Source organism: Paragemmobacter amnigenus (genome assembly GCF_009908265.2).
GTDB lineage: Bacteria > Pseudomonadota > Alphaproteobacteria > Rhodobacterales > Rhodobacteraceae > Paragemmobacter > Paragemmobacter amnigenus.
This window is the reverse complement of the sequence record NZ_JAAATX020000001.1, coordinates 11,618-36,048: the sequence shown is the minus strand read 5'-3', so window position 1 is coordinate 36,048 and position 24,431 is coordinate 11,618. Positions and strand designations below refer to the sequence as shown.

Here is a 24,431-nt window from a genome sequence, read left to right as displayed (position 1 = left end):
ACCGCAATGCCCGTCCTCAACCGTATCGCCGCTTATGCCGAGGAAATGAAGGTCTGGCGTCGCCATCTGCACGCCCATCCCGAGCTTGGCTTCGACTGCCACCAGACAGCGGCCTTCATCACCGACCGCCTGCGCGACTTTGGCGTGGACGAAATCCACACCGGCATCGCCACCTCCGGCATCGTCGCCATCATCAAGGGGCAGGGGGCCGACGACCCCGACGCCCCCGTCATCGGCCTGCGCGCCGACATGGACGCGCTCCCGATCCACGAGATCACGGGGGCCGACCACGCCTCCACCATCCCCGGCAAGATGCATGCCTGCGGCCATGACGGCCATGTCACCATGCTGCTCGGCGCCGCCAAATACCTGACCGAGACGCGCCGCTTCCGGGGCCGCGTCGCGCTGCTGTTCCAGCCGGCCGAGGAAGATGGCGGCGGCGGCGAGGTCATGGTGAAGGAAGGCGTGATGGACCGTTTCGGCATCGACACGGTCTATGGCATCCACAACGCCCCCAACGTCGAATTCGGCCATTTCCACACCAATCCCGGCGCGCTCATGGCCTCGGTCGACACGGCCTTTGTCTATATCACCGGCAAGGGCGGCCACGGTGCCACGCCGCATGACTGCATCGACCCCGTCGTCGCCGTGGTGGGCATGGTGCAGGCGGTGCAGACCATCATCCCCCGCAACGTCTATGCGCTGGACGAGGCGGTGATTTCGGTCACCCAGATCCACACCGGCACGGCGTCCAACATCATCCCCGAAGAGGCGATGTTCTGCGCCACCATCCGCTGCTTCAACCCCGAGGTCCGCGCGCTCCTGAAGCGCCGCTTCCACGAGATCGTCGAAGGCCATGCGCTGGCCTACAACGTCACCGCCCGCATCGACTATGACTGGGGCTATCCCGCCACCGTGAACCATGCCGACGCCGCCGCCTTCGCCGCCGATGTCGCGCGCGAGGTGTCGGGCGAGGGCGCGGTGAACGACAAGGCCAACCGCGAGATGGGGTCCGAGGATTTCTCCTACATGCTGGAATCGCGTCCCGGCGCCTATCTCTTCCTCGGCACCGGCCCCGGTGCGGGCCTGCACCACCCCGCCTATGACTTCAACGACGAGGCCGCCCCCGTCGGCGCCAGCTTCTTCGCAAGGCTCGTGGAACGCGCCCAGCCGGTGGCCTGACTTCCAAATCATCCAAATCGCAACGGTCAGGTCTCACCCGGGGCCAAAGCCCCGGGTGGCGGCCGTCCCGCCCCCCCCGGGGCGGCCGCACGGGGTCCGTGCAGCCACCCCGGCGTGACGGCCGCCACCCTGCCGCCGCGCCCTTTCGTCAGAGGAACCTCACGCCCCCGTCGGCCGCTCTGGAAAGATCACCCCGGATTTGTTATACGTTTGTGCAACATATTCGAGACGGAGTCCGCAATGCCCCCCGCCGCCCTGAATTCGCCCGCCCCGCAGGACCTGTGGCAGATGGACCACCGCCATTCCCTCCACCCATGGACGAATTTCGGCAGCTTCCAGCGCGAAGGCGCCCTCGTCATCACGAAGGGTGAGGGCTGCTGGCTCTGGGATGCCGAAGGCCGCCGCTATCTCGACGCGGTGGGGGGGCTGTGGTGCACCAATATCGGCCTTGGACGGCGCGAGATGGCGCAGGCCATCGCGGAACAGGCCGAACGGCTGGCCTTCTCCAACACCTTCGTCGACATGGCCAACGACCCCTCCGCCCGCCTTGCCGCGAAACTCGCCGCCCTTGCCCCCGGCGACCTCAACCGCGTGATGTTCACCACCGGCGGCTCCACCGCCGTGGACACCGCCGTGCGCATGGTGGCCTATGTGCAATCCTGCCTCGGCCAGCCGTCGAAAACCGGCATCGTCGCCCGCGACCACAGCTATCACGGCTCCACCTACCTCTCGCAATCCGTTGGCAAACGCCCCGGCGACCGCGTCCCCGAATTCCGCTACAAGGAAGACGGCATCTGGCACCTGACGCCCCCCAACCCCTACCGCCGCCCGTCGGGCATGACCGAGACCGAATTCCGCGACTGGCTGGTCGATGAATTCGAAACCCTGATCGCCACCGTCGGCGCCGACCGCATCGGCGGCTTCATCGCCGAACCGATCCAGGCCAGCGGCGGCGTCATCGTGCCCCCCGACGGCTACCTCCACGCCATGTGGCAGGTCTGCCAGCGCCACGGCATCCTCTTCATCGCGGACGAGGTCGTCACCGCCTTCGGCCGCCTCGGCCACTGGTTCGCCTCGCGCGATCTCTTCGACGTCCAGCCCGACATCATCTGCACCGCCAAGGGCCTGACCTCGGGCTACATCCCCCTTGGCGCCATGATCTTCTCCGACCGGCTCTGGTCGATCATGGAACAGGACCCCGACCGCTGGTTCACCGCAGGCTTCACCTATTCCGGCCACCCCGTCGCCTGCGCCGCCGCCCTGAAGAACATCGAGATCATGGAACGCGAGGACCTTCTCACCAACGCCACCCGCATGGGCGCGCTGTTCCAGTCCCGCCTGAAACGGCTGGAAGACCTGCCCCTCGTCGGTCAGGTGCGGGGCAGGGGCCTCATGCTCTGCACCGAGAATGTGGCGGACAAGGCGACCCGCGAACCGCTGCCCGACGGCGTGAACGAATCCAAACGCATCTCCAACGCGGCCGAGGCGATGGGCCTGATGGTCCGCCCGATGGCGCATCTGAACGTCATGTCGCCCCCCCTGACCATCACGGAAGACGAGGTCGACTTCATAGCCACCACGCTGGAAAAGGCGATCCGCCAGGTCACCGACGAACTGGTCCGCGAAGGCCACCGCATCGGCTGAGCAAGGCGATTTCTGACGTAGAAATCGCGGAAAATCCTGACGCAGGATTTTCCCGCCCCCTGTGCCGCCCGTGGGTCTCCGAAATCTGCGTCAGATTTCGGTGCGATTTCTGCGTCAGAAATCGCCTCCGCCCCTCCGATTCGTCCCGCATGGTTAACGCCCCCTAAGGCTTAACCCGCCGCCCGCTGCGTGCTGACAGTTTGCGGCACAGCCCTCTGCACAACCGCCTGCACAGCCCCGTTTTGGGAAAACCCCACAGGATCAAAACATTACCCCACCGCGCGCCGTCCCTCCGCCCCGTTGCTTGACAACCGCCCCGCAACTGGCACCCTCCACCCACCCGATCCGCGCGTCTCGGCCTCCAAACGACTGCGCCTCGCGTTCAGGGATTCCCCTCATGGCACTGGAAGACGCTAAGTCCGACATCGACACCGCCTTCACCCGCAAGGGTCTGCGCGGCCCCTCCTTCGAAAACGCCTTCGCGGGCGCCACCTCTTTCCTGCGGCGGACCTATACCAAGGACCTGTCCGGCGTGGACCTCGCCATCACCGGCGTCGCTTTCGATCAGGCCACCACCCACCGCCCCGGCACGCGCTTCGGCCCCCGCGCCCTGCGCGAGGCGTCCACGCTCCTCGCCGCCGACGCGCCCTTCGGCTGGGGCACCGATCCGCTCTCGGACATGGCGGTGATCGACTACGGCGACCTCGCCTTCGACTACGCCCATACCGCAGGCTTTCCCGCCGCGCTGACCGACCACATCGCCACCATCCTTGCCGCAGGGGCAGGGGCCATCACCCTTGGCGGCGACCATTACATCACCTTCCCCATCCTGCGCGCCTATGCGGAAAAATACGGCCCCCTCGGCCTGATCCATTTCGACGCGCATTCCGACCTCTGGCCCGACGACAACCCCGACCGGATCGACCACGGCACCATGCTCTACAAGGCGGTGAAGGCGGGCTATGTCGACCCGAAACGCTCGCTCCAGATCGGCATCCGCACGACGACCGAGGATTATCTGGGTGTCCATGTCCTGACGGCGCGCGAGTTGCACGAAAAGGGCACGGCCCATGCCGTGGCGCTGGCCAAGGACATCGTGGGCGACCGCCCGACCTATGTCACCTTCGACATCGACGCGCTCGACCCCGCCTACGCGCCGGGCACGGGAACCCCCGTCTGGGGCGGGCTGCATTCGTGGCAGGCCGCCGCCATCCTGCGCGACCTTGCGGGGATCAACATGGTGGGCGGCGATGTGGTGGAAGTCTCGCCCCCCTATGATACGACGGGGGCGACGGCGGTGGCGGGGGCGCATGTGGCCTATGACCTGATCTGCCTCTATCACTGGGCGCGGACGCAACGCTGAAGAAGGGCAAACGGGGTGGGCAGGATGGGCATGATAGTCGGGGCGCTGGCCCTTCTGGTTCTGGGCTTTGCCCTTTACGTCCGCCTCGCCCCCTCCGACCCCGCGCGCTGGCACGTCATGCCCGCGCCCGCCGCCACGCAGGATTGCACGGTGGAACAGGGCGAAGGCGACGCCCGCGCCACCTGCCTCCTGCCCGCCAAACCGGCCGAGGCTCTGGCCGCCCTCGACGCCATCGCCATGGCCACCCCCCGCACCACCCGCCTCGCCGGTTCGGCCGGAGAGGGGCGTATTACATGGATCACCCGCTCCGCCCTCTGGGGCTTTCCCGACTACACCACGGCCGAGGCCGCGCCCGATGCCACCGGCACCCGTCTGACCGTCCACGCCCGCCTCCGCTTCGGCAGCAGCGACATGGGCATCAACGCCGCCCGCCTGCGCGACTGGCTGCCAAGGCTCTGACAGCGCCTTCATCTCGGCCCAAATACTCCGGGGTCCGGGGCAGCGCCCCGGAGGCCAGCCACCCCTTGACCGGCCCCCCTTATCGCGCCAAACCCCCCCCATGGTCCCGCTCGACAAACTCGCCCAGATCACCCAGCGCTTCGAATATCTCGAGGCGCGCCTCAACGCTGGCGCCGATCCGGCGGAGATCGCGAAAATCTCGCGCGAATACAGCGACCTGCGCCCCGTGGCCGACCAGATCGCCGCCTATCGCCGCGCGCTGGACGATCTGGCCGAGGCCGAGGCGATGCTCTGCGACCCCGAAATGCGCGCGCTGGCCGAGGACGAACTTCCCCGCCTGCGCGCCCTGATCCCCGATTACGAACAGGCGCTGCGCATCGCCCTCCTGCCCAAGGACGCCGCCGACGCCCGCCCCGCCATCCTCGAAATCCGCCCCGGCACGGGCGGCGAGGAGGCATCGCTCTTCGCATGCGACCTCCTCCGCATGTATCAACGCTACGCCGAACGTCAGGGCTGGCGCTTCGAGATCCTCGAACAGCAACTCTCCGACCTTGGCGGGATCCGCGAACTCACCGCCCATATCCAGGGCGAGGGGGTCTTTGCCAAACTGAAATTCGAATCCGGCGTCCACCGCGTCCAGCGCGTGCCAGAAACCGAGGCAGGGGGCCGCATCCACACCTCCGCCGCCACCGTCGCCGTCCTGCCCGAGGCCGAGGAAGTGGATATCGACATCCCCGCATCCGACATCCGCATCGACACCATGCGCTCCAGCGGGGCAGGGGGCCAGCACGTCAACACCACCGATTCCGCCGTCCGGATCACCCATATCCCGACGGGAATCGTGGTGACCTCGTCGGAGAAATCCCAGCACCAGAACCGCGCCATCGCCATGCAGGTCCTGCGCGCGCGCCTTTACGAGATGGAGCGTGACCGTCAGGCCAACGAACGCGCCGCCGAACGCAAATCGCAGGTCGGCTCCGGCGACCGCTCCGAACGCATCCGCACCTACAACTTCCCGCAAGGCCGCCTGACCGACCACCGCATCAACCTGACGCTCTATTCCCTGCCGCAGATCATGGCGGGCGACCTCGACGCCGTGGTCAATGCGCTGGTGGCCCATGACCAGGCCGAAAAACTGGCGGAGATGGAAGGGTGACAGGGAACGAGGCGCTCCGCCTTGCCATTCCCCGCCTGCAGGCCGCAGGCATAACCGACGCCCCCCGCGACGCCCGCGCGCTGCTGGCCCATGCCGCAGGCATCGCGCCCGACCGCCTGACGCTTCACCTTGCCGACCCCCTGACGCCCGAGGCCGAAACAGCCTTCGCCACCGCCATCACCCGCCGCACCAACCGCGAACCCGTCAGCCACATCACCGGCACCCGCCTGTTCTGGGGCCGCCCCTTCCGCGTGACGCCCGACACGCTCGACCCCCGCCCCGAAACCGAAATCCTTGTTGAGGAGGCGTTACAGGAACCCTTCCTGAAACTCCTCGACCTTGGCACCGGCACGGGCTGCATCCTGCTCTCCTGCCTTGCGGGGATGCCCATGGCGACGGGCACCGGCACCGACATCCACCCCGCCACCCTGACCGTGGCCGAGGAAAACGCCCGCAGCCTGAACCTCGCGCCCCGCGCGCGCTTCGTCCTGTCCGACTGGTTCACCGCGATCCCGGGCCGCTTCGACCTGATCGTCTCCAACCCCCCCTACATCACCGAAGACGAAATGGCCGACCTCTCGCCCGAAGTCCTGCACGAACCCCGCCGCGCCCTGACGCCGGGGGGTGACGGGCTCGACCCCTACCGCGCCATTGCGCGCGGCGCCCCCGCCCGCCTGATGCCGCAAGGCCGCCTGATCGTGGAAATCGGCCCCACCCAAGGCGCCGCCGTCGCCGCCCTCTTCGCCGCGCACGGCCTGACCGACATCCGCATCCTGCCCGACCTCGACGGACGCGACCGCGTTGTCACGGCACGCAAACCGCAGGACGACACTGGCTGCGGCACGGCCTGACCTGCGCGAAATCGGCCACATCCCGCCCGTTCCCTGCGGCAAAAACACCGCGCGCCGCGCGCTCGGAACAGAATCCCGCAGAATCCCCTTGTCATGCGGCACAGAGAATGTTTAGTCGCTCTCAGGTGACGGGGCCGGGCGCAGGCTCCCCCGCGCCGGAACTGCCAGACAGCTTGAACGCCTCCCGGTCCCGCAAGGGATCACAAGACCAGAGGCGCTCGCAGAAAGCCAGGTCATCTGGACCAAAGGACAAGATGAGATCTTCCAAGTCCCGCTCGCGCAACAAGGCGAACCGCCCGCGCACCCTCGGCAACATCATCAACCGCGTCTTCGACAGCTCCGGCCCCGAAGGCAAGGTGCGCGGCACCCCGCAGCAGATCATCGAGAAGTACCAGCTTCTCGCCCGTGACGCGCAGCTGTCCAATGACCGTGTGGCCGCCGAGAACTTCCTCCAGCACGCCGAACACTACACCCGCATGCTGGGCGAGGCGCAGCGCGAAATGGCCGCCGAGCAGGAGGAACGCCAGCGCCAGCAGCAGCAGAATGGCGGCGGCGGGCAGCAGGGCAACAACGGCAATGGCGGCGGCTACCGCGACCGCGACGGCAACCGTGACCATTGGCGCGACCGTCAGGATCGCGGCGACTACCGCGACGACCGTGGCGGCGACGACAGCCAGACCGCCGACGTGATCGAACTGGCCGACGGCGAGACAACGCTGGTCGAAACCCCCGAAGCCCGCCCCTACCAGAACCGCCGCGACCGTGACGACCGCGGGGATCGCGGCGACCGTTACGAACGCCGCGACGGCGACCGTGGCGATCGCGGTGGTGATCGAGGTGGCGACCGCCCGCAGGGCGAGCGTCGCGATGACCGCGGCGACCGTCCGCAAGGCCAGCAGGGCGGCGAGCGTCGCGACGACCGTGGCGACCGTCCGCAAGGCCAGCAGGGCGGTGAACGGCGCGAGGATCGCGGGGACCGCAACTTCCGCCGCGACCGCGACCGTGATCGCAACCGCGACCGCGACAACCGCCCCGACCAGCCGCGCGAAGCCCGCGAACAGGCCGCCGCAGCCGCCGAAGCCCCCGCGCCACAGCCCGCGCCACAGCCCGCGCCGGCCCCCGCACCGGCTCCGGCCCCTGAGGCCGCCGCGCCCGAGGCCCCCAAGAAACCCCGCGCCCCGCGCAAGCCCAAGGCTGACAAGGGTGGCGAAGGCGGCGGCAACGGCCCCGCCGAGGCCGCCGAATAAGGCGTAAAGGTTTCGTTAACCATTCAAAGGCCGGGCCCTGCGCCCGGCCTTTCTCATCCCGCCACGACGCGGGCCAGCGCGCAGAACTTCTCCAGCGAAATCTCCTCCGCCCGCGCCGTGGGTTCGATCCCCGCCGCGACCAGCATCCCCTCCACATCGCCCCCCAACCCCTTGAGCGAGGATCGCAGCATCTTGCGCCGCTGGTTGAAGGCCATCGCCGTGATCCGCTGCAACACCGCCCCGTCGGCGGGATAGCGCGGCTCGGCCAGCCGCGTGATATGCACGACCGACGAATGGACCTTCGGCGCAGGGGTGAATGCCTCGGGCGGCAGGTGCAGCACGATCTTCGCCTCCGCCCGCCATTGCACCAGCAAGGCCAGCCGCCCGTAATGGTCGCTGCGCGGCTTGGCCACGATCCGCTCGGCCACCTCCTTCTGGAACATCAGCGTCAGGCTCTCCCAGAAGGGCGGCCAGACCGCAGGCGTCAGCCAGCGGATCAGCAGTTCCGTCCCCACATTATAGGGCAGGTTCGCCACCACCCGCACCGGCGGTGTCAGATGCGACAGGGCATCCACCTCCAGCGCGTCGCCGTTGATGACCTCCAGCCGCCCGGGATAGGCCGCCGCCACCTCCGCCAGCGCGGGCAGACAGCGCGCGTCCTTCTCCACCGCCAGCACGCGCCGCGCGCCCTCGGCCAGCAGCCCCCGCGTCAACCCGCCGGGACCCGGCCCCACCTCCAGCACGTCGCAGGCCGACAGGTCGCCCGCCTGCCGCGCGATCTTCGCCGTCAGGTTCAGGTCCAGCAGGAAGTTCTGCCCCAGCTGCTTCTTCGCCACCAGATCATGCGCGCGGATCACCTCGCGCAGGGGCGGAAGCCCGTCGATCGTCGCCATCCCTGACACAGCCCCTTCATCTCGGCCCAAATACTCCGGGGGTGCGGGGGCTGGCCCCCGCCACGACGCCCTAGACCCCGCGCGCCGCCGCCATCTGTTGCGCCATCTTCAACGCCGCCACAAGGCTTGACGGATTGGCAATCCCGCGCCCCGCGATGTCATAGGCCGTGCCGTGGTCGGGCGAGGTGCGGATGAAGGGCAGCCCCAGCGTGACATTCACGCCCCCGTCGAAATCCACCGTCTTGATCGGGATCAGCGCCTGATCATGATACATGCAGACCGCCACGTCATAGCGCGCCCGCGCCGCCGCGTGGAACATCGTGTCGGGCGGCATCGGCCCGCGCAGGTCGAAACCCCCGGCCCGCAACCGCTCCAGCAAGGGCGCGATCCAGTCGATCTCCTCGCGCCCCATGGCCCCGCCTTCGCCCGCATGGGGGTTCAACCCCGCCACCGCCACGCGCGGTGCCGCGATCCCGAAATCCCGCCGCAGCCCCGCGACCGTGATGCGGATCGTCTCTTCCAGCAGCTCCGGCGTCAGCACCCGTGGCACCTCGGACAGCGCGATATGGATCGTCGCGGGCACCACGCGCAGGGCAGGGCAGGCCAGCATCATCACCACCCGGCCGACACCGCCCAGATGGGCCAGAAACTCGGTATGGCCGGGAAAGGCGAATCCCGCCCCGTCCTTCAGCACCTTCTTGTTGATGGGCAGCGTGCAGACGGCCGACGCCTGCCCCCCCTGCACCAGCGCCACCGCCCGCGCTATGACGTCGATGACACCCTGCGCATTGGCCGGATCGGGCTGCCCCGGCAGGGCAGGGCGCGGGAAGTCATGCGCCAGAACCGCCATCCGCCCTGCCGCGACCGATACTGCCTCGTCCGGCGCGGCAATCACCTGAAACGCCGCGCCCTGCGGCAGATGCGACGGGTCCCCGATCCAGAAGAACGGCACCTCGTCCCCCAGCCGCGCCCGCGCGGCCAGCGCGATCTCCGCCCCGATCCCCGCCGGATCGCCGCAGGTCAGCGCGACGGGACGCCCCGCGCTCACGGCTCTTCGATGATGGCTTCCGACCGCAGCTCTTCCATGAAGGCCTCGGCCAGCGCGTTGAGCTGCTGGTTGCCCAGACGGCTCCGTACCGCCTCGCGGTCGACGGCAGGCTTATCCTCGGCCGCCTCGCCCTCTTCGGTCGTGACCGGAACGGCGGTCTCGGCCGCGGGGTCCGCCTCGGGAATCCCCGTCCGCAGGCAGAGCATCAACAGCTCGCGCGCCGCCCCGTTCACCCGCAGCACACTCTCGCCCGGGTCGAGCTTGGCCAGGTCCAGCCCGATATCCTGCGGCACCGCGCCCATATCCTGCGTCACCACCTGCAGGGCCTCGGCCGGCAGGCCGCGCGCCAGCGGATAAAGGTCGCCGCAATCATCCGCCTGCGCCCGGATCGCCGCCGGATCGGCCGAAGCGGACAGGGCGAAGCGGGCATATTCCACCTCGACCCGCGCGGGCATCCGGCTTTCCACATCGCTGATCCCGTTGAGCTGGAACAGCACCACCGCCTGCGGGGCAACGATCGGGTCGGACACTTCGCCCGGCGACAGCGTCAGCACCTGCTCGACAATCGCGGGAGGAAGGTTCGAGATGGGCAACCAGTCCAGCCGCCCGCCATTATCGGCCGTCGGCGCCGCCGAATACTGGCGCGCCGCCGCAGCAAACCCCTGCTCCGAGGCGACGCCGGCGCGGATTTCACGCGCCTGATCGACCACGACGCCCACCTCGTCCCCCTGCACCGGAAGGATCAGTTCGGACAGCAGGACCTGCACCTGCGTGGTCTTGGCATTCTCGGCCAGGGCGCGGTCGACCTGCGCCTCGGAAATCTTCACCTGCTGGCCGAACTTGGCCCGCACCACCTCGCGCCACAGAACGCCATTGGCCACGAAATCGCGGAAGGTCTCGGGCGCCACGCCCTCGTCCCCCAGCGCCTTGGTGAACTCCTCGACCGACAGGTTGGCGCGGCTGGCGAATTCGCTCATGCCGTCCTTGACCTGCTCGGCCGTCACCGAAATCTTCAGATCCTCTGCCGCCTGCGCCGCCAGACGGTCGCGCTGCAACGCCCGCAGCGCCTCTTTCTCCAGATCGCCGGGCGCGCGCAGCGCGCGCAGGAACAGCATCCGCTGCTCCACCTCGAAATTCGTCACGGTCTGGCCGTTGATGATCATGCGCGGGGCGAACATCCCCTCCTGCGCTAGGGCCGCACCGCCCACCGCCCCCAGCCCCAGACCCGAGACCGAAAGGCAAAGCAGCAGGGCCCGCAGCGATCCTGCCGATGTCTTGAACGGACGTTCCGTCATTCGCAATACCGTCTCCTGCCTTCTTGCCCCTGCCGTCTGCCCGCTCATCGTCTGCACGTCCGCGACGGTCCGGCCTCGGTGCCGCCGCCAAAGCCCAGAAGCTCCACCGACAGATCCACCGTTGTTCCGGGCCGTACACTAGTCGACGTCGTGAACCGACGCGAGAGAGAAAGATCGACATTCAGGCACTCGTTACGGAAGGTCAGCCCGAAATCCGCACTGCGGTAGCTGTCCCCTTGGAAATCGTAGCGACCCGCCGCACTGGCCTGCCAATAGGGGGTCAACCGGTAACTGCCGCCAAGGACAAGGTCCGAAACGGCCTCGGGGCGGCTTTCGGCGGTATCCGCGATGGACCAGATATAGGTGGAACTTACCGAAAAGCGCTCGGCCCCGTAATCCACCCGCATCTCGCCCCGCGTCACCGAAAGGTCGTCCTGCGCGATCAGCCGTCCGGCCAGTTCCAGCCCCCCCGCCGTTTCCGCCGTCATGGCCAGCAGCCAGTCCGAGGTCGTCCCCGACAAGCCCGATGCCGTGCTGAAGTCCGTTGCGGGCCGGTCGCGGAAGATGCGGCCGACGGTCACGCCCATGCTCCAGCCCGCCGGATCGATCCGCGTCCAGGACAGGCCGACATTCGCGCGTACCCCCGTCTCGACCGCATCCATCCCCGGAAACCGGCTGAGCGAGAAGAGATTGGCCTCGTCGAACTCCGCCAGACGGCTGTCCTCGTTCGGGATCGGCCCCGCGCTGCCGTCATCGGTCCAGGCCAGTTGCACAACGGGTTCCAGAACCTGCATCGCGCCGCCCGCACCGCCCCGCACCAGCGGATAGCGCAACTCCACCGCGCCCCCGCCATAAAGCCGCGTTGTCTGGCCCGCATAGACCACGTCGTCGGTCACGTTGAAGCTGTCCGCGCGCAGCTCGCCCAGCACGGCCACGACCAGCCCGCCGCCGGTCACCCAATCCCGCCGCCAGTCCGCGCCCAGCGACAGCCGCTGCATATCCGCGCCTTCCGCGATGTCATCCGCATCCCCCGTGGGTGTGGCGTCATCCACCCCGTTCGACGACTGCCGCGTATGGGTATGCGTGCCAAAGCGCAGGTTGCCCTCGCCCCCCAGCGGCCCCAGCTGGAACCGCCGGATATAGGTGGAATCGGTCACCAGATATGGCGTGGCGGACGGCAATTCGCCCGCCCGCAGGCTGTCGAAATTCACGATCCGCGCCTCGGCGTAATCCTTGCGGCGCGTGCGATCGACCTGCACCGTATTCGTCAGCCGGTCCTGATCGGAAATCCCGTAATCCGCCAGATAGGCATCATCGCTGACCCCCTCGCCGTGGAAGGACAGGCGGAATCCCTTTGGCAAGGCAAAGCTGCCATCGGCCATGACATAGCCCCGCATCTCGCCGGGCTGGATGTCGTCACGCGACACCGCCCCCGTCACGTCGATCTGTCCGCCGGCAAAGGCCTGCCGGTAGCGCAGTCCCAGCGTCCGCCCCCCCGCCGCCGTGATCGTGGGCGAGAAGGTCAGGTCCCGCGACGGGCCGAGCGTGACGAAATAGGGCACCGTCACCCCGAAGCCCAAACCCGTCCGGCTGGAGAAGGAGGGCATCAGGAACCCCGTACTGCGGTCCAGCGTCGGGTCCGGTATCCGCAGGCGCGGGATATAGAGCACGGGCACCCCGCCAAAGCGCAACTGGGCGTGGTCGAAATAGATCTGCCGTTCCTGCTGGTCATGCAGGATGCGACGCGACCGGATTTCCCACAGTGGCGTCGAACTTCCCGCGCAGACGCGGCAGCTCGAGGCGACGGCATTGTCCAACTGCAGAAAGCGCCCGTTGCTGCGCCGCATCTCGGCTGCGGCCATCTGCAACTGCTGGTCCAGAACGATCCGCGCGCTTTGCAGGATGCCCTCGGTCAGGTCCGCCGCAAGATCGGCCTGCGCGGCGACGATCACGCTCGTCCCCGCCGCATCGGTCAGCCGGATGGGCCCCTCGATCCGCAGACGGTCGCTGGTCTGGTCATAGACGATCCGCTCTGCGGTCAGCCTGCGCCCCTGATAGAAGACCTCGACCCCGCCTTCCGCGACCAACTGCCGGTCCGCCGCGATCTCCAGCCGGTCCGCGACCAGCGTGGCGCTTTCCTGCGCCGCAAGCCCGATGGGACTGGCCGAGGCAAAGAGCGCGGCCAGCACCGTGGCAAAGGCAAAGGGGCGAAGATGGCGCCGCATGTCAGCCATCCTCCAGATGCAGCAAAAGCCCCAGCGCCAGCATGGCGGCGGCCAGCGGTGGTGCCCAAGCCGCCAGCATGACGGGGATCTGCCCGTTCACGCCCAGCACCTGCGCGAAGTTCCGCAGGAAGAAGATGGCAAAGCCCGACAGCACCGCCAGCAGCACCATCGTCCCCGTCTTGCCAAAGCGCGCATGGCGCATGGTGAAGCCCGCCGCCACCAGAACCATCGACATCAGCAACAGGGGATGCGCCAGCTCCATCTGGAACCACACCTCATGCGTGCGCGCCGAAAATCCCGCCCGCTCCAAACCGCCGATATAGGCAGGCAGCGCCCAGAAGGCGATCGCCGAAGGCGTGCCGAAACTGTCCATGATCCGTTCGCGCGTCAGATCAGACGGCACACCGTTTCCGTCGGGCAGGGTCTGGGCCATCTGCTCGGGATTGCTTGCCGTCAGATCCCAGCGTTTCGCCCCCGTCAGAACCCAGCGGCCCGGCTCCAGCCGCGCGCTCGCGGCCTCGATCCGCGCCGAGGGAAGCCCGCTCGGATCAAGCAGCAGGAAGGTCACGCCGAAAAGCTCGGTCCCGTCCTGATTGGTGCGCCCCGCCTGGATCACGGTCTGTCCCGTCTCGCCCCCTTGCCTCAGCCAAAGTCCGTTTCCCGTGACCGACAGGATCTGCGTACCGCCCGTCGCCAGTTCGGTCTGTGCCGTGTCATAGAGTTTCGTCGTCGCCGCCACCAGCGGGTTCAGCACCCCCACCGCCAGCACCCCGAAGACAAGTGCCGCCGTCACGGGGGCCAGCAGAAAGCGCAACCCGCTGCGCCCCGCCGCGCGCACAACGACCAACTCACTCGACCGCGCCAGCCCGATGAACATGGCGATCGAGGCCAGAACCACGATCAGCGGAAGGATACGGTACAGCCCGTCCGGCACATCCAGCGCCGCCAGCTTGAGCGCCATCACCAATCCGCCGCCACGGGCGGTCAGGCCGCGCAATTCGTCGATGGTGCCGATCAGCAGCATGATTCCGAAAAAGATCGACAGCACCAGCAGGAGCGATCCCAGAAAGCGCCGCGCGAAATACAGGCTCAGCGTCATGCCGCCGCCTCCCGCCGCCGGCGCGGCCGCTGCGACAGGTACAAAAGCCCCGCCCCGATCACCAGCCCCGCCACCGGTGCCGCATAGACGGCGGGCCATGCCGACGCATCGCGCATCGCCATCGACGCCCCGCTCGTGTTCAGAAGCTGCAGGAAGATCAGGATGCCCACCGCGCCCAGAATCTGCCGCCACAGTCCGAACCGGCTGAAGGCCCCGATCAGCAGCGAGGCAAAGCCCACCAGCGCCGCCGCCACGCTCAGGAAAGGCTGGGCAAGGCGGGAATGGATCTCCTCCAGCACCACCTCGGGCGGCAGGCCAAGCCGCGCCTCGCGCGTCGCATCGTCCATCTGCACGAGGCTCCACGTGCTGACGGTTTCGATCGACACCCGTTCCAGCACCGCCGTGTCGACCATCGCGCCAAGATCATAGGTGATGTCGGCAAAGCGCGTGACCGAAAGACGCGCCGACGCGTCCCGTGACAGACGCTGCGCGATCCCGTCGAACATCAGAAGCACCGGCCCGTCATTCCCCCGCGCCAGTAGGGCGCTGCGGGCGGTATAGAGGGTACGCGTCTGGCTGTCGCGCTCGTCCGACAACAGGATATCGCGCAACTCGCCCAGCGGCGTGATCTCGCGAATGAACAGCGTGACACCGCTTGCGGGATGCATGAACTCGCCCGCCTTCAGATAGCGCGCCGTCACGTTGCGCGACAGCTGCTCCTCGCGCGCCGACAGCATCTCGCCGCTCCATGGCACCAGCACGTTCATCAGCACCAGATGCAGCGCCGTGACGATGCCGCCGAACATCATGACCGGACGCGCAAGGCGAAAGGCCGAGAATCCCGTCGCCTGCATCACGACCAGTTCGCTTTCCTGCGTCAGGCGGTTGGTGACATAGACCGTCGCCGCAAAGGCCGCGATCGGCAGCACCAGCCGGATCACATTGGGCAGCATCAGAAGCGAGAATTCCAGAAAGACCAGCGCCGATTGCCCGTCCCCGATCAGCCTGTCGAACAGCCCGACCGCGCGGTTCACCCAATAGACCGCCACCAGCACAAGCGCGAAAAAGCCGAACAGGGCAAGCAGCTGCGACAGCAGATATCTGTCGAATCGCGACACCCCGTCTCCGTCCCGTCTCGTTGTCCGTTTATCGTTGGGGCCGACGCTAGCGGAATTCGGGGGCGGGGAAAACTCATATCTGGTCAATCCGGCCCCCGCGGGCTAGCGTCCGGCAGGGCTTTGCCGGTCTGCCTTTCGGCGCTGTCGTGCCAGCCTGCCTTCTGATCCGAGGATTGCCAGATGACCCACCCCGTTCCGATCCATTTCCGCGCCGTCGACCTTGATGCTCTGCCGCGCCTGACGGGGCGGATCGTGGCCTTTGCCGATGGACCGAAGGGGCTTACGCCCGCCCTGCGCCGGATCGACCGACTGATGCGCGGGGCGCTCTCGCGCTTTCTGGAAAGCGACGCCTTCTCGCGGCTGAAGCCTGGCGAGGGGGCAGAACTGGCATGGCCTTCGGGGTTGCTGGCCGATGCGGTGCAGGTGATCCGCCTGCCGCGCCGCGCCGATATGGCGCAGGCGCGCAAGGCGGGCGGGGCCATCGGCCGCGCCCTGACCCCCGCCGGCACCACCGTGCTGGCCGAAGGCCACCCGCAGGCCGCCGAAATCGCCTTCGGCATCGCGCTGCGCGCCTATGACTTCACCGCCCACAAGACCGGCGAACGCAAGGAACCCGGCCACGTCGCCTTCATGGTGACCAACCCCGAAGCCGTCGCCGCCGCCGCCGCCCCCGGTGCCGCCGTGGCCGAAGGCATCTTCTTCACCCGCGATCTGGTCAACGAACCGGCCAATATCCTGACCACCTACGATTTCGCCGCGCGCCTTGCCGCCATGCAGGAACTCGGTCTGGACGTCGAGATCCTCGAGGAGGAGCAGCTCGAACGTCTGGGCATGGGCGCGCTTCTGGGGGTGGGGCAGGGGTCCGAAAGCCCCTCGAAGGTCGTCGTCATGCAGTGGAACGGCGGCGAGGCGGGCGCGGCCCCGCTGGCCCTTGTCGGCAAGGGCGTCGTCTTCGACACGGGCGGCATCTCGATCAAGCCCGCCGCGGGCATGGAAGAGATGACGATGGACATGGGCGGGGCAGGGGTCGTCGCGGGCGTCATGCGCACGCTGGCGCTCCGCAAGGCGCGGGCCAATGTCGTGGGTCTGGTCGGGCTGGTGGAAAACATGCCCGATGGCCGCGCCCAGCGTCCGGGCGACGTGGTCCGCTCGATGAAAGGCGACACGATCGAGGTCATCAACACCGATGCCGAAGGCCGCCTCGTCCTTGCCGATGTGCTCTGGTACGCGCAGGAACGCTTCAAACCCGCCGCGATGGTGGACCTTGCCACCCTGACCGGCGCGATCATCATCGCGCTGGGGCATGAAAACACCGGCGTCTTCTCCAACAATGACGACTTCTGCAACGCCCTGCTCAAGGCCGCCAAGGCCGAGGGCGAGGGCGCATGGCGCATGCCCATGGGCGACGCGTATGACGCCAAGCTGAAATCGCGCATTGCGGACATGATGAACGTGGGCGGCCGCGACGGCGGGGCTATCACCGCGGCGCAGTTCCTGCAGCGCTTCGTCAAGCCGGAAACCCCGTGGTGCCACCTCGACATCGCGGGAACCGCGCTGCTGAAATCCGACACGGCGCTGGCCCCCAAGGGCGCCACGGGCTGGGGTGTCATGGCGCTCAACCGCCTGATCCGCGACCGGTACGAGGCGAAGTGAGCCCCCGATGGGCACCGTCATGTTCTACCACCTGACGCGCTCCTCGGTCGAAGAGACGCTCATGACCATCCTTCCCCGCGCCCTGTCGCAGGGCTGGCGCGTCATGTTGCGCGGCACCGATCCCGCCGCGCTCGACCGTCTCGACGCGCGGCTCTGGCTGGCCGAGGATCACCCCTTCCTGCCGCATGGTCTGGAAGGGGGCCCGCATGACGCCCACCAGCCCGTGCTGATCGGGCGCGGCCCCATCACCAACGGCGCGCAGGGCCTGTTCCTGATCGACGGCGCCGCCACCACACCGGACGAGGCGCGCCCGCTGGACCGTGTCTGGCTGCTCTTCGACGGTGGCGACGGGGCGCAACTCGCCGATGCCCGCGCCAAATGGAAATCCCTCACCGAGGCGGGCCTTCCCGCGCAATACTGGTCCGAAGAGAGTGGCCGCTGGGAAAAGAAGGCCGAACGCTGATCCGGCGCGCGGATCGCACAAAAGCCCCCGCTTGTTCACCCAATGTTCACATTTTTGCATTGGAGACTCGCGCCCGATGCCCTATCTCTGGCCCAACCTTGCGGGGATGGTGGCATGGCCGAACAGAAGTTCATCGAGGTGCGCGGCGCGCGCGAACACAACCTGAAGGGCGTGGATGTCGACATCCCGCGCGACAAGCTTGTGGTCATCACCGGCCTGTCGGGTTCGGGCAAATCCTCGCTGGCCTTCGACACGATCTATGCCGAAGGCCAGCGCCGCTATGTGGAATCGCTCTCGGCCTATGCGCGGCAATTCCTCGACATGATGGGCAAGCCGGATGTGGACCACATCTCGGGCCTCTCTCCGGCCATTTCGATCGAACAGAAGACCACGTCGAAGAACCCCCGCTCCACCGTCGGGACGGTCACGGAAATCTACGACTATCTCCGCCTGCTCTTTGCCCGCGTTGGCACCCCCTACAGCCCCGCCACCGGCCTGCCCATCACCGCGATGCAGGTGCAGGATATGGTGGACGCCGTCATGGCCATGCCGGAAGGGACGCGCGCCTATCTGCTCGCCCCCATCATCCGCGACCGCAAGGGCGAGTACAAAAAGGAATTCCTCGACCTTCGCAAACAGGGCTTCCAGCGGGTCAAGGTGGACGGGCAGTTCTACGAGCTGGAAGAGCCTCCCATCCTCGACAAGAAATTCCGCCACGACATCGACGTGGTGGTGGACCGCATCGTCGTGCGCGAAGGGATCGAGACGCGCCTTGCCGACAGCTTCCGCACCGCGCTGGACCTTGCCGACGGCATCGCCATCCTCGAAACCGCGCCCAGTGAGGGCGAGCCGGAACGCATCACCTATTCGGAAAACTTCGCCTGTCCGGTTTCGGGTTTCACCATCCCCGAAATCGAACCGCGCCTCTTTTCCTTCAACGCGCCTTTCGGCGCCTGCCCCTCCTGCGACGGCTTGGGGGTGGAGCTGTTCTTCGACGACCGCCTTGTCGTCCCCGATCAGGGCCTGACCCTGATGCAGGGCGCGCTGGCGCCTTGGGCGAAATCGAAAAGCCCCTATTTCACCCAGACCATCCAGGCGCTGGCGAAGCACTACGAATTCGACCCCAAGAAGAAATGGAAGGACCTGCCCGCCCATGTGCAGCAGCTGTTCCTCTATGGGTCGGGCGAGGAGGAGATCAGGTTCCGCTATGACGAAGGCGGGCGCATCTACGAAGTCTCCCGCGTCTTCGAAGGCGTCATCCCCAACATGGAACGCCGCTACCGCGAAACGGACTCGGCTTGGGTGCGCGAGGAGTTCGAGCGTTACCAGAACAACCGCGACTGCGGCACCTGCCACGGCTACCGCCTGAAGCCCGAGGCGCTGGCGGTCAAGATCGCGGGGCTGCATGTGGGCGAGGTCGTCCGCATGTCGATCAAGGAGGCCTTCGCCTGGATCGGCACGGTTCCCGACCACCTTTCCAACCAGAAGAACGAAATCGCCCGCGCGATCCTCAAGGAAATCCGCGAACGCCTTGGATTCCTTGTGAATGTCGGGCTGGATTACCTCACGCTCTCGCGCAATGCGGGCACGCTGTCGGGCGGGGAATCGCAGCGTATCCGTCTGGCCTCGCAGATCGGCTCCGGCCTGACGGGCGTGCTTTACGTGCTGGACGAACCCTCCATCGGCCTGCACCAGCGCGACAATGACCGGCTGCTCACCACGCTGAAGAACCTGCGCGATCAGGGCAACACGGTGCTGGTGGTGGAACATGACGAGGACGCGATCCGCGAAGCCGATTACGTCTTCGACATCGGCCCCGGCGCGGGCGTCCATGGCGGCCGCGTGGTCAGCCACGGCACGCCCCAGCAGGTCGCGGCCGATCCGGTCAGCCTGACGGGGCAATACCTGTCGGGCCAGCGGGAGATCGCGGTGCCCAAGACCCGCCGCAAGGGCAGCGGCAAGAAGCTGACGGTCGTCGGCGCCACCGGCAACAACCTGAAGGACGTCACAGTGGACTTCCCCTTGGGCAAGTTCGTCTGCGTCACCGGCGTGTCAGGCGGCGGCAAATCCACCCTGACCATCGAGACGCTCTTCAAGACCGCCGCCATGCGCCTGAACGGCGCGCGCGAAACCCCCGCTCCGTGTGAGACGATCAAGGGCTTCGAACATCTCGACAAGGTCATCGACATTGACCAGCGCCCCATAGGCCGCACGCCCCGGTCCAACCCCGCCACCTATACCGGCGCCTTCACCCCCATCCGCGACTGGTTCGCGGGCCTGCCCGAGGCCAAGGCGCGCGGCTATCAGCCCGGACGGTTCAGCTTCAACGTCAAGGGTGGGCGGTGCGAGGCGTGCCAGGGCGACGGCGTCATCAAGATCGAGATGCACTTCCTGCCCGACGTGTATGTGACCTGCGAAACCTGCAAGGGCCACCGCTACAACCGTGAAACGCTGGAAATAAAGTTCAAGAACAAAAGCATATCAGACGTTCTTGATATGACGTGCGAAGACGCCCAGACCTTCTTCGCCGCCGTCCCGTCGATCCGCGAAAAGATGGATGCGCTCTGTCAGGTAGGGCTTGGCTACATCAAGGTCGGCCAACAGGCGACGACCCTCTCAGGGGGTGAGGCGCAGCGGGTCAAACTGTCCAAGGAACTGTCGCGCCGCGCGACGGGGCGCACGCTTTACATTCTTGATGAGCCGACAACAGGCTTGCATTTCGAGGATGTGCGCAAGCTTCTTGAAGTGCTGCATGAACTTGTCGATCAGGGCAACACGGTCGTGGTGATCGAACACAACCTTGACGTCATCAAGACCGCCGACTGGATCATCGACATCGGCCCCGAAGGTGGTGACGGGGGCGGGCAGATCGTGGCCGAAGGCACGCCCGAGGATGTGGCCAAGGTGGACCGCAGCCATACGGGCCGCTACCTCAAGGACATGCTGAAACCCCGCCGCGTGGCGGCGGAATGAAAGACGCCGCCCCGACGGGCGGCGTCCAATTTTCTTCGAAGGAATGTCACGCCTTCTTCATCGGGCAGGTCGAAAGCCCGAGGATGGAATAAAGCGGGCAAGACGACAGCAGCCCCGTCGCCAGCGGCACGATCCCGATCAGATAGGCCCAGCGATAGGTCGCGTCCGCGTTCAGGAAGAACCCTGCAAGCAGCGCCAGCCCGACAACGATCCGAAGCACACGGTCGATTCCACCGACATTCTTCTTCAACATGATGGTTCCCTTTCCTGTCTCATGGCCCGGTTCTTCCGGTGCCTGACAGAAACATAGCGAATCATGCATCTTCTGTCTGTGACTAGGTCACGGGCCTTCAATGCCCCCGCGCCCGTCGCAACGCCGCCTCGTCGCGCAGATGCACCTCGCCCCGCTCGGTCACGACCCATCCCGCCTTGGCAAAGGCATCCAGCTTGCGCGACACCACCTCGCGCGCCGACCCGATCCGCGCCGCAATGTCGGACTGCGTCGCCCGCACCACGCCCCCCTCGGCCAGATCCAGTAGCGCCCCCGCCAGCCGCGCCTCGACCTTGCCGAAGGCCACCGCCTCCAGCAGCCGCGTCAGGTCCGCCATCCGCTGCCCGAAAGACCGCAGCACGAATCCGCGAAAGGCCGGATCGCGATCCATCAGCCGCAGGAACAGCGGCTTCGGGATTGTCACCACCTCGGCCTCGCTGACCGTGGCCGCCGTGCCGGAATAGGGCTCGTCCCCCAACAGGCCCAGCGTTGTCTGGATGCAGCTCTGCCCCGGCTCCACCGCGTAAAGCAGGATCTCGCGCCCGGACGGGCCGGTCAGATAAACCTCCACCCGCCCCGCCAGCACCAGCGGAAAGCCCTGCGCCCGGTCGCCGGGGGCGAACAGGTCCAACCCCTTGGGCAGCGCGCGCCGCTGCAACCCGCCCAGTTCCCCCCGCGTCTCGGCCGTGATCGCCCCCAGTTCCGCCATCCAGTCCATGCGCGCCTCCGTCTTCTTCGCAAAGGAAAACAGCGCGCCGCGCCCCGATCAAGCGGCAAAAGAAAAGGGGCCGCCGATCCGGCAGCCCCGTTCCGAATTCCGCCGAAGGGCGATCAATCCATCGGCTTGAAGTTCAGGCTCGCGCCTTCCTTGATTCCCGACGGCCAGCGCGAGGTGATGGTCTTCGTCCGCGTGTAGAAGCGGAAGGCATCGGGGCCATGCTGGTTCAGATCGCCGAAGGCCGATTTCTTCCAGCCGCCGAAGGTGTGATAGGCCAGCGGCACCGGGATCGGCACGTTGATCCCGATCATCCCCACATTGACGCGGGCGGCAAAGTCGCGCGCCGTGTCGCCGTCGCGGGTGAAGATCGCGGTCCCGTTGCCGTATTCATGGTCCATCGCATAGGCCAAGGCTTCCTCATAGGTCTTGGCGCGGACGGTGGACAGGACCGGCCCGAAAATTTCCTTGCGATAGATGTCCATGTCGCGGGTCACATGGTCGAACAGGTGCGGGCCGACGAAGAACCCGTCCTCATAGCCCTGCAGCTTGAAGTTCCGCCCGTCGACGACCAGCTTCGCGCCTTGCGCCACGCCACTCTCGACCAGCTTCAGGATGTTCGCCTTCGCCGCCGCGGTGACGACGGGGCCGTAATCCACATCGTTGCCGGCGGTATAGGGCCCGACCTTCAGCTTCTCGATCCGCGGGATCAGCTTTTCGATCAGCGCATCCGCCGTCGCATCGCCCACCGGCACCGCGACCGAGATTGCCATGCACCGCTCGCCCGCAGCGCCATAGCCCGCACCGACCAGAGCATCCGCCGCCTGATCCATGTCGGCGTCCGGCATGATGATCATGTGGTTCTTGGCACCGCCAAAGCACTGCACGCGCTTGCCATTGGAACAGCCGCGGCCATAGATGTATTCCGCGATGGGGGTGGACCCGACGAAGCCGATCCCCGCGATGATGGGCGAGTCGAGGATCGCGTCCACCGCCTCCTTGTCGCCGTTGATCACCTGCAGCACGCCATCGGGCAGCCCCGCCTCCTGCATGAGTTCCGCCAGCATCAGCGGGACCGAAGGGTCACGCTCCGAAGGCTTCAGGATGAAGGCGTTCCCGCAGGCCAGCGCCGGACCCATCTTCCACATCGGGATCATGGCCGGAAAGTTGAAAGGCGTGATACCCGCCGCCACGCCGATGGGCTGGCGCATCGAATACATGTCGATCCCCGGACCTGCGCTGTCGGTGAACTCGCCTTTCAGAAGATGCGGCGCGCCGATGCAGAATTCCATCACCTCCAACCCGCGCTGGATGTCGCCCTTGGCGTCGGGAATGGTCTTGCCATGCTCGGACGACAGGGCTTCGGCCAGCTTGTCCATGTCGCGGTTCAGAAGGCGGACGAATTCCATCATCACCCGCGCGCGGCGCTGCGGGTTGGTGGCACCCCATTTCACCTGCGCGGCGGCGGCGTCCGCCGTTGCGGCATCCAGCTCTGCCTTGGTCGCAAGCGCCACCTTGGCCTGGACCTCGCCCGTGGCGGGGTTGAAGACGTCGGCAAAGCGGCCCGACGTGCCCTTGACGTGCTTGCCGTTGATCCAGTGACCGATCTCTTTCATCGGAGCCTCCCTCGATTTTCTGGCGGCAGAATAGCCTTGCGGAAATGCGGGGAACAGAGAAGATAAGGCAAAAGCATTTTGCAATTTTGCAGGGGCGTGCCGCTAGGGCGGTGGCCGTCACGCCGGGGTGGTTGCACGTATACGTGCGGCCGCCCCGGGGGGGCGGGACGGCCGCCGCCCGTGGCTTTTGGCCACGGTCGATCCCCCACCGTTGCACATACAGGAGCCACAGATGGATTGGGACGACCTCCGCATCTTCCTCGCCGTCGCCCGCAGCGAAAGCCTGTCGGGCGCGGGCAAGCGGCTCAAGATAGACGCCGCCACCGTGGGCCGCCGCATCGCGCGTCTGGAAGAGGCGATGGGTGCCCGCCTCTTCGCCAAATCCCCGCAAGGCTATGCCCTGACCGAGGAAGGCGCCCGCCTCCTTCCCCATGCCGAACGCGCCGAAACCGCCCTCGACGGTGCGCGCGAGGCGCTGACGGGCCCCGAAGGACTGTCGGGCCAGATCCGCATCGGTGCCCCCGACGGCTGCGCCAATTACCTGCTGCCGCAGGTGCTGGCCGAAATCTGCGATGCCAACCCGGGGCTCGAGGTGCAGATCGTCGCACTCCCCCGCGTCTTCAACCTGTCGAAACGAGAGGCCGACCTCGCCATCGCCGTCAGCCGCCCGACGGCAGGCCGCCTGACCGTTCAGAAACTGACCGACTACCACCTGCACCTTGCCGCCCATCCCGACTACCTGTCACGGGCCGCGCCCCTCTACACCCCTGCCGACCTACGCCGACACCGCCTCGTCGGCTATATCCCCGACATGATCCACGACAAGGAACTCGACTACCTCGCCGAACTCGGCGCGGGGACCGTGGCGCTCGCCTCCAACTCCGTTTCGGTGCAGTTGAACTGGCTCCGCGCGGGGGCAGGGGTGGGGGTCGTGCACGACTTCGCGCTTCCCGCCGCCCCCGAACTGGTGCAGGTCATCCCGCAACAGGTCGCGCTGACCCGCAGCTTCTGGTTGATCCGCCACGCCGATGACGGGCGCGTCGAACGGCTGAACCGTTTTGCCGACCTTCTGGCCCACGGTCTGCGGCGCGAGGTGGCGCGGCTCGAATCCCGTTCCGCAAAATCCCCGACTTGACAGAAATCCAATGCGGGCAGACCCT

General features: G+C 67.2%; 19 protein-coding genes and 1 pseudogene. 11 read left to right on the top strand and 9 right to left on the bottom strand.

Going from position 1 to position 24,431, the window contains the following annotated elements; genetic code table 11:
- Nucleotides 1-6: 6 nt before the first annotated feature.
- The 7 genes and pseudogenes from GU927_RS00185 to GU927_RS20740 all read left to right on the top strand — a co-directional run.
- Nucleotides 7-1,182 (top strand): M20 aminoacylase family protein, encoded by a 1,176-nt coding sequence (locus GU927_RS00185; RefSeq protein ID WP_161760188.1) that lies wholly within the window; start codon nt 7-9, stop codon nt 1,180-1,182.
- 240 nt (nt 1,183-1,422) lie between these two features.
- Nucleotides 1,423-2,826, top strand: coding sequence for an aminotransferase (locus GU927_RS00180; RefSeq protein WP_161760187.1), 1,404 nt, complete (start codon nt 1,423-1,425; stop codon nt 2,824-2,826).
- 397 nt (nt 2,827-3,223) lie between these two features.
- On the top strand, nt 3,224-4,189 hold the full coding sequence (speB, locus tag GU927_RS00175; RefSeq protein ID WP_161760186.1) for an agmatinase: 966 nt from the start codon (nt 3,224-3,226) through the stop codon (nt 4,187-4,189).
- 24 nt (nt 4,190-4,213) lie between these two features.
- Nucleotides 4,214-4,648 carry a DUF1499 domain-containing protein gene (locus tag GU927_RS00170; RefSeq protein WP_161760185.1) on the top strand — a complete coding sequence of 145 codons (435 nt, stop codon included), beginning with the start codon at nt 4,214-4,216 and terminating at the stop codon, nt 4,646-4,648.
- Nucleotides 4,649-4,748: 100 nt separating this feature from the next.
- The gene (prfA, locus tag GU927_RS00165; protein WP_161760184.1) at nt 4,749-5,804 is read left to right on the top strand and encodes a peptide chain release factor 1; all 1,056 of its coding nucleotides are present in this window, start codon (nt 4,749-4,751) and stop codon (nt 5,802-5,804) included.
- The gene (gene prmC / locus GU927_RS00160; RefSeq protein WP_161760183.1) at nt 5,801-6,655 is read left to right on the top strand and encodes a peptide chain release factor N(5)-glutamine methyltransferase; all 855 of its coding nucleotides are present in this window, start codon (nt 5,801-5,803) and stop codon (nt 6,653-6,655) included. Before prfA ends, prmC begins: the two co-directional genes overlap by 4 nt.
- Before the next feature lie 254 nt (nt 6,656-6,909).
- Nucleotides 6,910-7,398 (top strand): annotated as a pseudogene (locus GU927_RS20740) (DUF4167 domain-containing protein); the annotation flags it as partial.
- A gap of 557 nt (nt 7,399-7,955) precedes the next feature.
- Here GU927_RS20740 and rsmA read toward each other — a convergent pair.
- The 6 genes from rsmA to lptF form a co-directional block, all read right to left on the bottom strand.
- Nucleotides 7,956-8,795, bottom strand: a complete 840-nt coding sequence (rsmA, locus tag GU927_RS00150) for a 16S rRNA (adenine(1518)-N(6)/adenine(1519)-N(6))-dimethyltransferase RsmA (RefSeq protein ID WP_161760182.1) — start codon at nt 8,793-8,795, stop codon at nt 7,956-7,958.
- A 70-nt stretch (nt 8,796-8,865) separates the two neighbouring features.
- Nucleotides 8,866-9,843 carry a 4-hydroxythreonine-4-phosphate dehydrogenase PdxA gene (pdxA, locus tag GU927_RS00145; RefSeq protein WP_161760181.1) on the bottom strand — a complete coding sequence of 326 codons (978 nt, stop codon included), beginning with the start codon at nt 9,841-9,843 and terminating at the stop codon, nt 8,866-8,868.
- Nucleotides 9,840-11,138, bottom strand: a complete 1,299-nt coding sequence (locus GU927_RS00140; RefSeq protein ID WP_161760180.1) for a peptidylprolyl isomerase — start codon at nt 11,136-11,138, stop codon at nt 9,840-9,842. Before GU927_RS00140 ends, pdxA begins: the two co-directional genes overlap by 4 nt.
- 44 nt (nt 11,139-11,182) lie before the next feature.
- On the bottom strand, nt 11,183-13,363 hold the full coding sequence (locus GU927_RS00135; RefSeq protein ID WP_161760179.1) for an LPS-assembly protein LptD: 2,181 nt from the start codon (nt 13,361-13,363) through the stop codon (nt 11,183-11,185).
- Nucleotide 13,364: 1 nt separating this feature from the next.
- Complete coding sequence (lptG, locus tag GU927_RS00130; protein ID WP_161760178.1) at nt 13,365-14,462, bottom strand: LPS export ABC transporter permease LptG; 1,098 nt, start codon at nt 14,460-14,462, stop codon at nt 13,365-13,367.
- On the bottom strand, nt 14,459-15,580 hold the full coding sequence (gene lptF / locus GU927_RS00125) for an LPS export ABC transporter permease LptF (protein WP_161760177.1): 1,122 nt from the start codon (nt 15,578-15,580) through the stop codon (nt 14,459-14,461). Before lptF ends, lptG begins: the two co-directional genes overlap by 4 nt.
- Before the next feature lie 180 nt (nt 15,581-15,760).
- Between lptF and GU927_RS00120 the strand changes: the two genes are divergently transcribed.
- The 3 genes from GU927_RS00120 (at nt 15,761) to uvrA (ending at nt 20,669) form a co-directional block, all read left to right on the top strand.
- Nucleotides 15,761-17,233, top strand: coding sequence for a leucyl aminopeptidase (locus tag GU927_RS00120; RefSeq protein ID WP_161760176.1), 1,473 nt, complete (start codon nt 15,761-15,763; stop codon nt 17,231-17,233).
- 7 nt (nt 17,234-17,240) lie between these two features.
- On the top strand, nt 17,241-17,696 hold the full coding sequence (locus GU927_RS00115) for a DNA polymerase III subunit chi (protein WP_161760175.1): 456 nt from the start codon (nt 17,241-17,243) through the stop codon (nt 17,694-17,696).
- A gap of 114 nt (nt 17,697-17,810) precedes the next feature.
- A complete protein-coding gene (gene uvrA, locus GU927_RS00110) occupies nt 17,811-20,669 on the top strand; it encodes an excinuclease ABC subunit UvrA (RefSeq protein ID WP_161760174.1) in 2,859 nt (952 codons plus the stop codon).
- Between the two features lie 46 nt (nt 20,670-20,715).
- Here uvrA and GU927_RS00105 read toward each other — a convergent pair whose 3' ends face one another.
- The 3 genes from GU927_RS00105 to GU927_RS00095 all read right to left on the bottom strand — a co-directional run bounded on the left by GU927_RS00105 (nt 20,716) and on the right by GU927_RS00095 (nt 23,271).
- The gene (locus tag GU927_RS00105; protein WP_161760173.1) at nt 20,716-20,922 is read right to left on the bottom strand and encodes a YgaP family membrane protein; all 207 of its coding nucleotides are present in this window, start codon (nt 20,920-20,922) and stop codon (nt 20,716-20,718) included.
- Nucleotides 20,923-21,019: 97 nt separating this feature from the next.
- On the bottom strand, nt 21,020-21,658 hold the full coding sequence (locus tag GU927_RS00100) for a Crp/Fnr family transcriptional regulator (RefSeq protein ID WP_161760172.1): 639 nt from the start codon (nt 21,656-21,658) through the stop codon (nt 21,020-21,022).
- 113 nt (nt 21,659-21,771) lie between these two features.
- Nucleotides 21,772-23,271 carry a CoA-acylating methylmalonate-semialdehyde dehydrogenase gene (locus GU927_RS00095; RefSeq protein WP_161760171.1) on the bottom strand — a complete coding sequence of 500 codons (1,500 nt, stop codon included), beginning with the start codon at nt 23,269-23,271 and terminating at the stop codon, nt 21,772-21,774.
- A gap of 232 nt (nt 23,272-23,503) precedes the next feature.
- On the opposite strand from GU927_RS00095, the gene GU927_RS00090 reads away from it, so the two are divergent.
- Nucleotides 23,504-24,406 carry a LysR family transcriptional regulator gene (locus GU927_RS00090; protein ID WP_161760170.1) on the top strand — a complete coding sequence of 301 codons (903 nt, stop codon included), beginning with the start codon at nt 23,504-23,506 and terminating at the stop codon, nt 24,404-24,406.
- Nucleotides 24,407-24,431 lie beyond the last annotated feature (25 nt).

Excerpts from the sequence above, each read along its gene's own strand:
- GU927_RS00100 (WP_161760172.1), bottom strand. The coding sequence starts at position 21,658 with ATGGACTGGATGGCGGAACTGGGGGCGATCACGGCCGAGACGCGGGGG.
- GU927_RS00105 (WP_161760173.1), bottom strand. The coding sequence starts at position 20,922 with ATGTTGAAGAAGAATGTCGGTGGAATCGACCGTGTGCTTCGGATCGTT.
- GU927_RS00135 (WP_161760179.1), bottom strand. The coding sequence starts at position 13,363 with ATGCGGCGCCATCTTCGCCCCTTTGCCTTTGCCACGGTGCTGGCCGCG.
- GU927_RS00185 (WP_161760188.1), top strand. The coding sequence starts at position 7 with ATGCCCGTCCTCAACCGTATCGCCGCTTATGCCGAGGAAATGAAGGTC.
- rsmA (WP_161760182.1), bottom strand. The coding sequence starts at position 8,795 with ATGGCGACGATCGACGGGCTTCCGCCCCTGCGCGAGGTGATCCGCGCG.
- uvrA (WP_161760174.1), top strand. The coding sequence starts at position 17,811 with ATGGCCGAACAGAAGTTCATCGAGGTGCGCGGCGCGCGCGAACACAAC.
- lptG (WP_161760178.1), bottom strand. The coding sequence starts at position 14,462 with ATGACGCTGAGCCTGTATTTCGCGCGGCGCTTTCTGGGATCGCTCCTG.
- GU927_RS00180 (WP_161760187.1), top strand. The coding sequence starts at position 1,423 with ATGCCCCCCGCCGCCCTGAATTCGCCCGCCCCGCAGGACCTGTGGCAG.
- GU927_RS00120 (WP_161760176.1), top strand. The coding sequence starts at position 15,761 with ATGACCCACCCCGTTCCGATCCATTTCCGCGCCGTCGACCTTGATGCT.
- prfA (WP_161760184.1), top strand. The coding sequence starts at position 4,749 with ATGGTCCCGCTCGACAAACTCGCCCAGATCACCCAGCGCTTCGAATAT.
- GU927_RS00170 (WP_161760185.1), top strand. The coding sequence starts at position 4,214 with ATGGGCATGATAGTCGGGGCGCTGGCCCTTCTGGTTCTGGGCTTTGCC.
- GU927_RS00115 (WP_161760175.1), top strand. The coding sequence starts at position 17,241 with ATGGGCACCGTCATGTTCTACCACCTGACGCGCTCCTCGGTCGAAGAG.
- GU927_RS00140 (WP_161760180.1), bottom strand. The coding sequence starts at position 11,138 with ATGACGGAACGTCCGTTCAAGACATCGGCAGGATCGCTGCGGGCCCTG.
- GU927_RS00090 (WP_161760170.1), top strand. The coding sequence starts at position 23,504 with ATGGATTGGGACGACCTCCGCATCTTCCTCGCCGTCGCCCGCAGCGAA.
- GU927_RS00095 (WP_161760171.1), bottom strand. The coding sequence starts at position 23,271 with ATGAAAGAGATCGGTCACTGGATCAACGGCAAGCACGTCAAGGGCACG.
- speB (WP_161760186.1), top strand. The coding sequence starts at position 3,224 with ATGGCACTGGAAGACGCTAAGTCCGACATCGACACCGCCTTCACCCGC.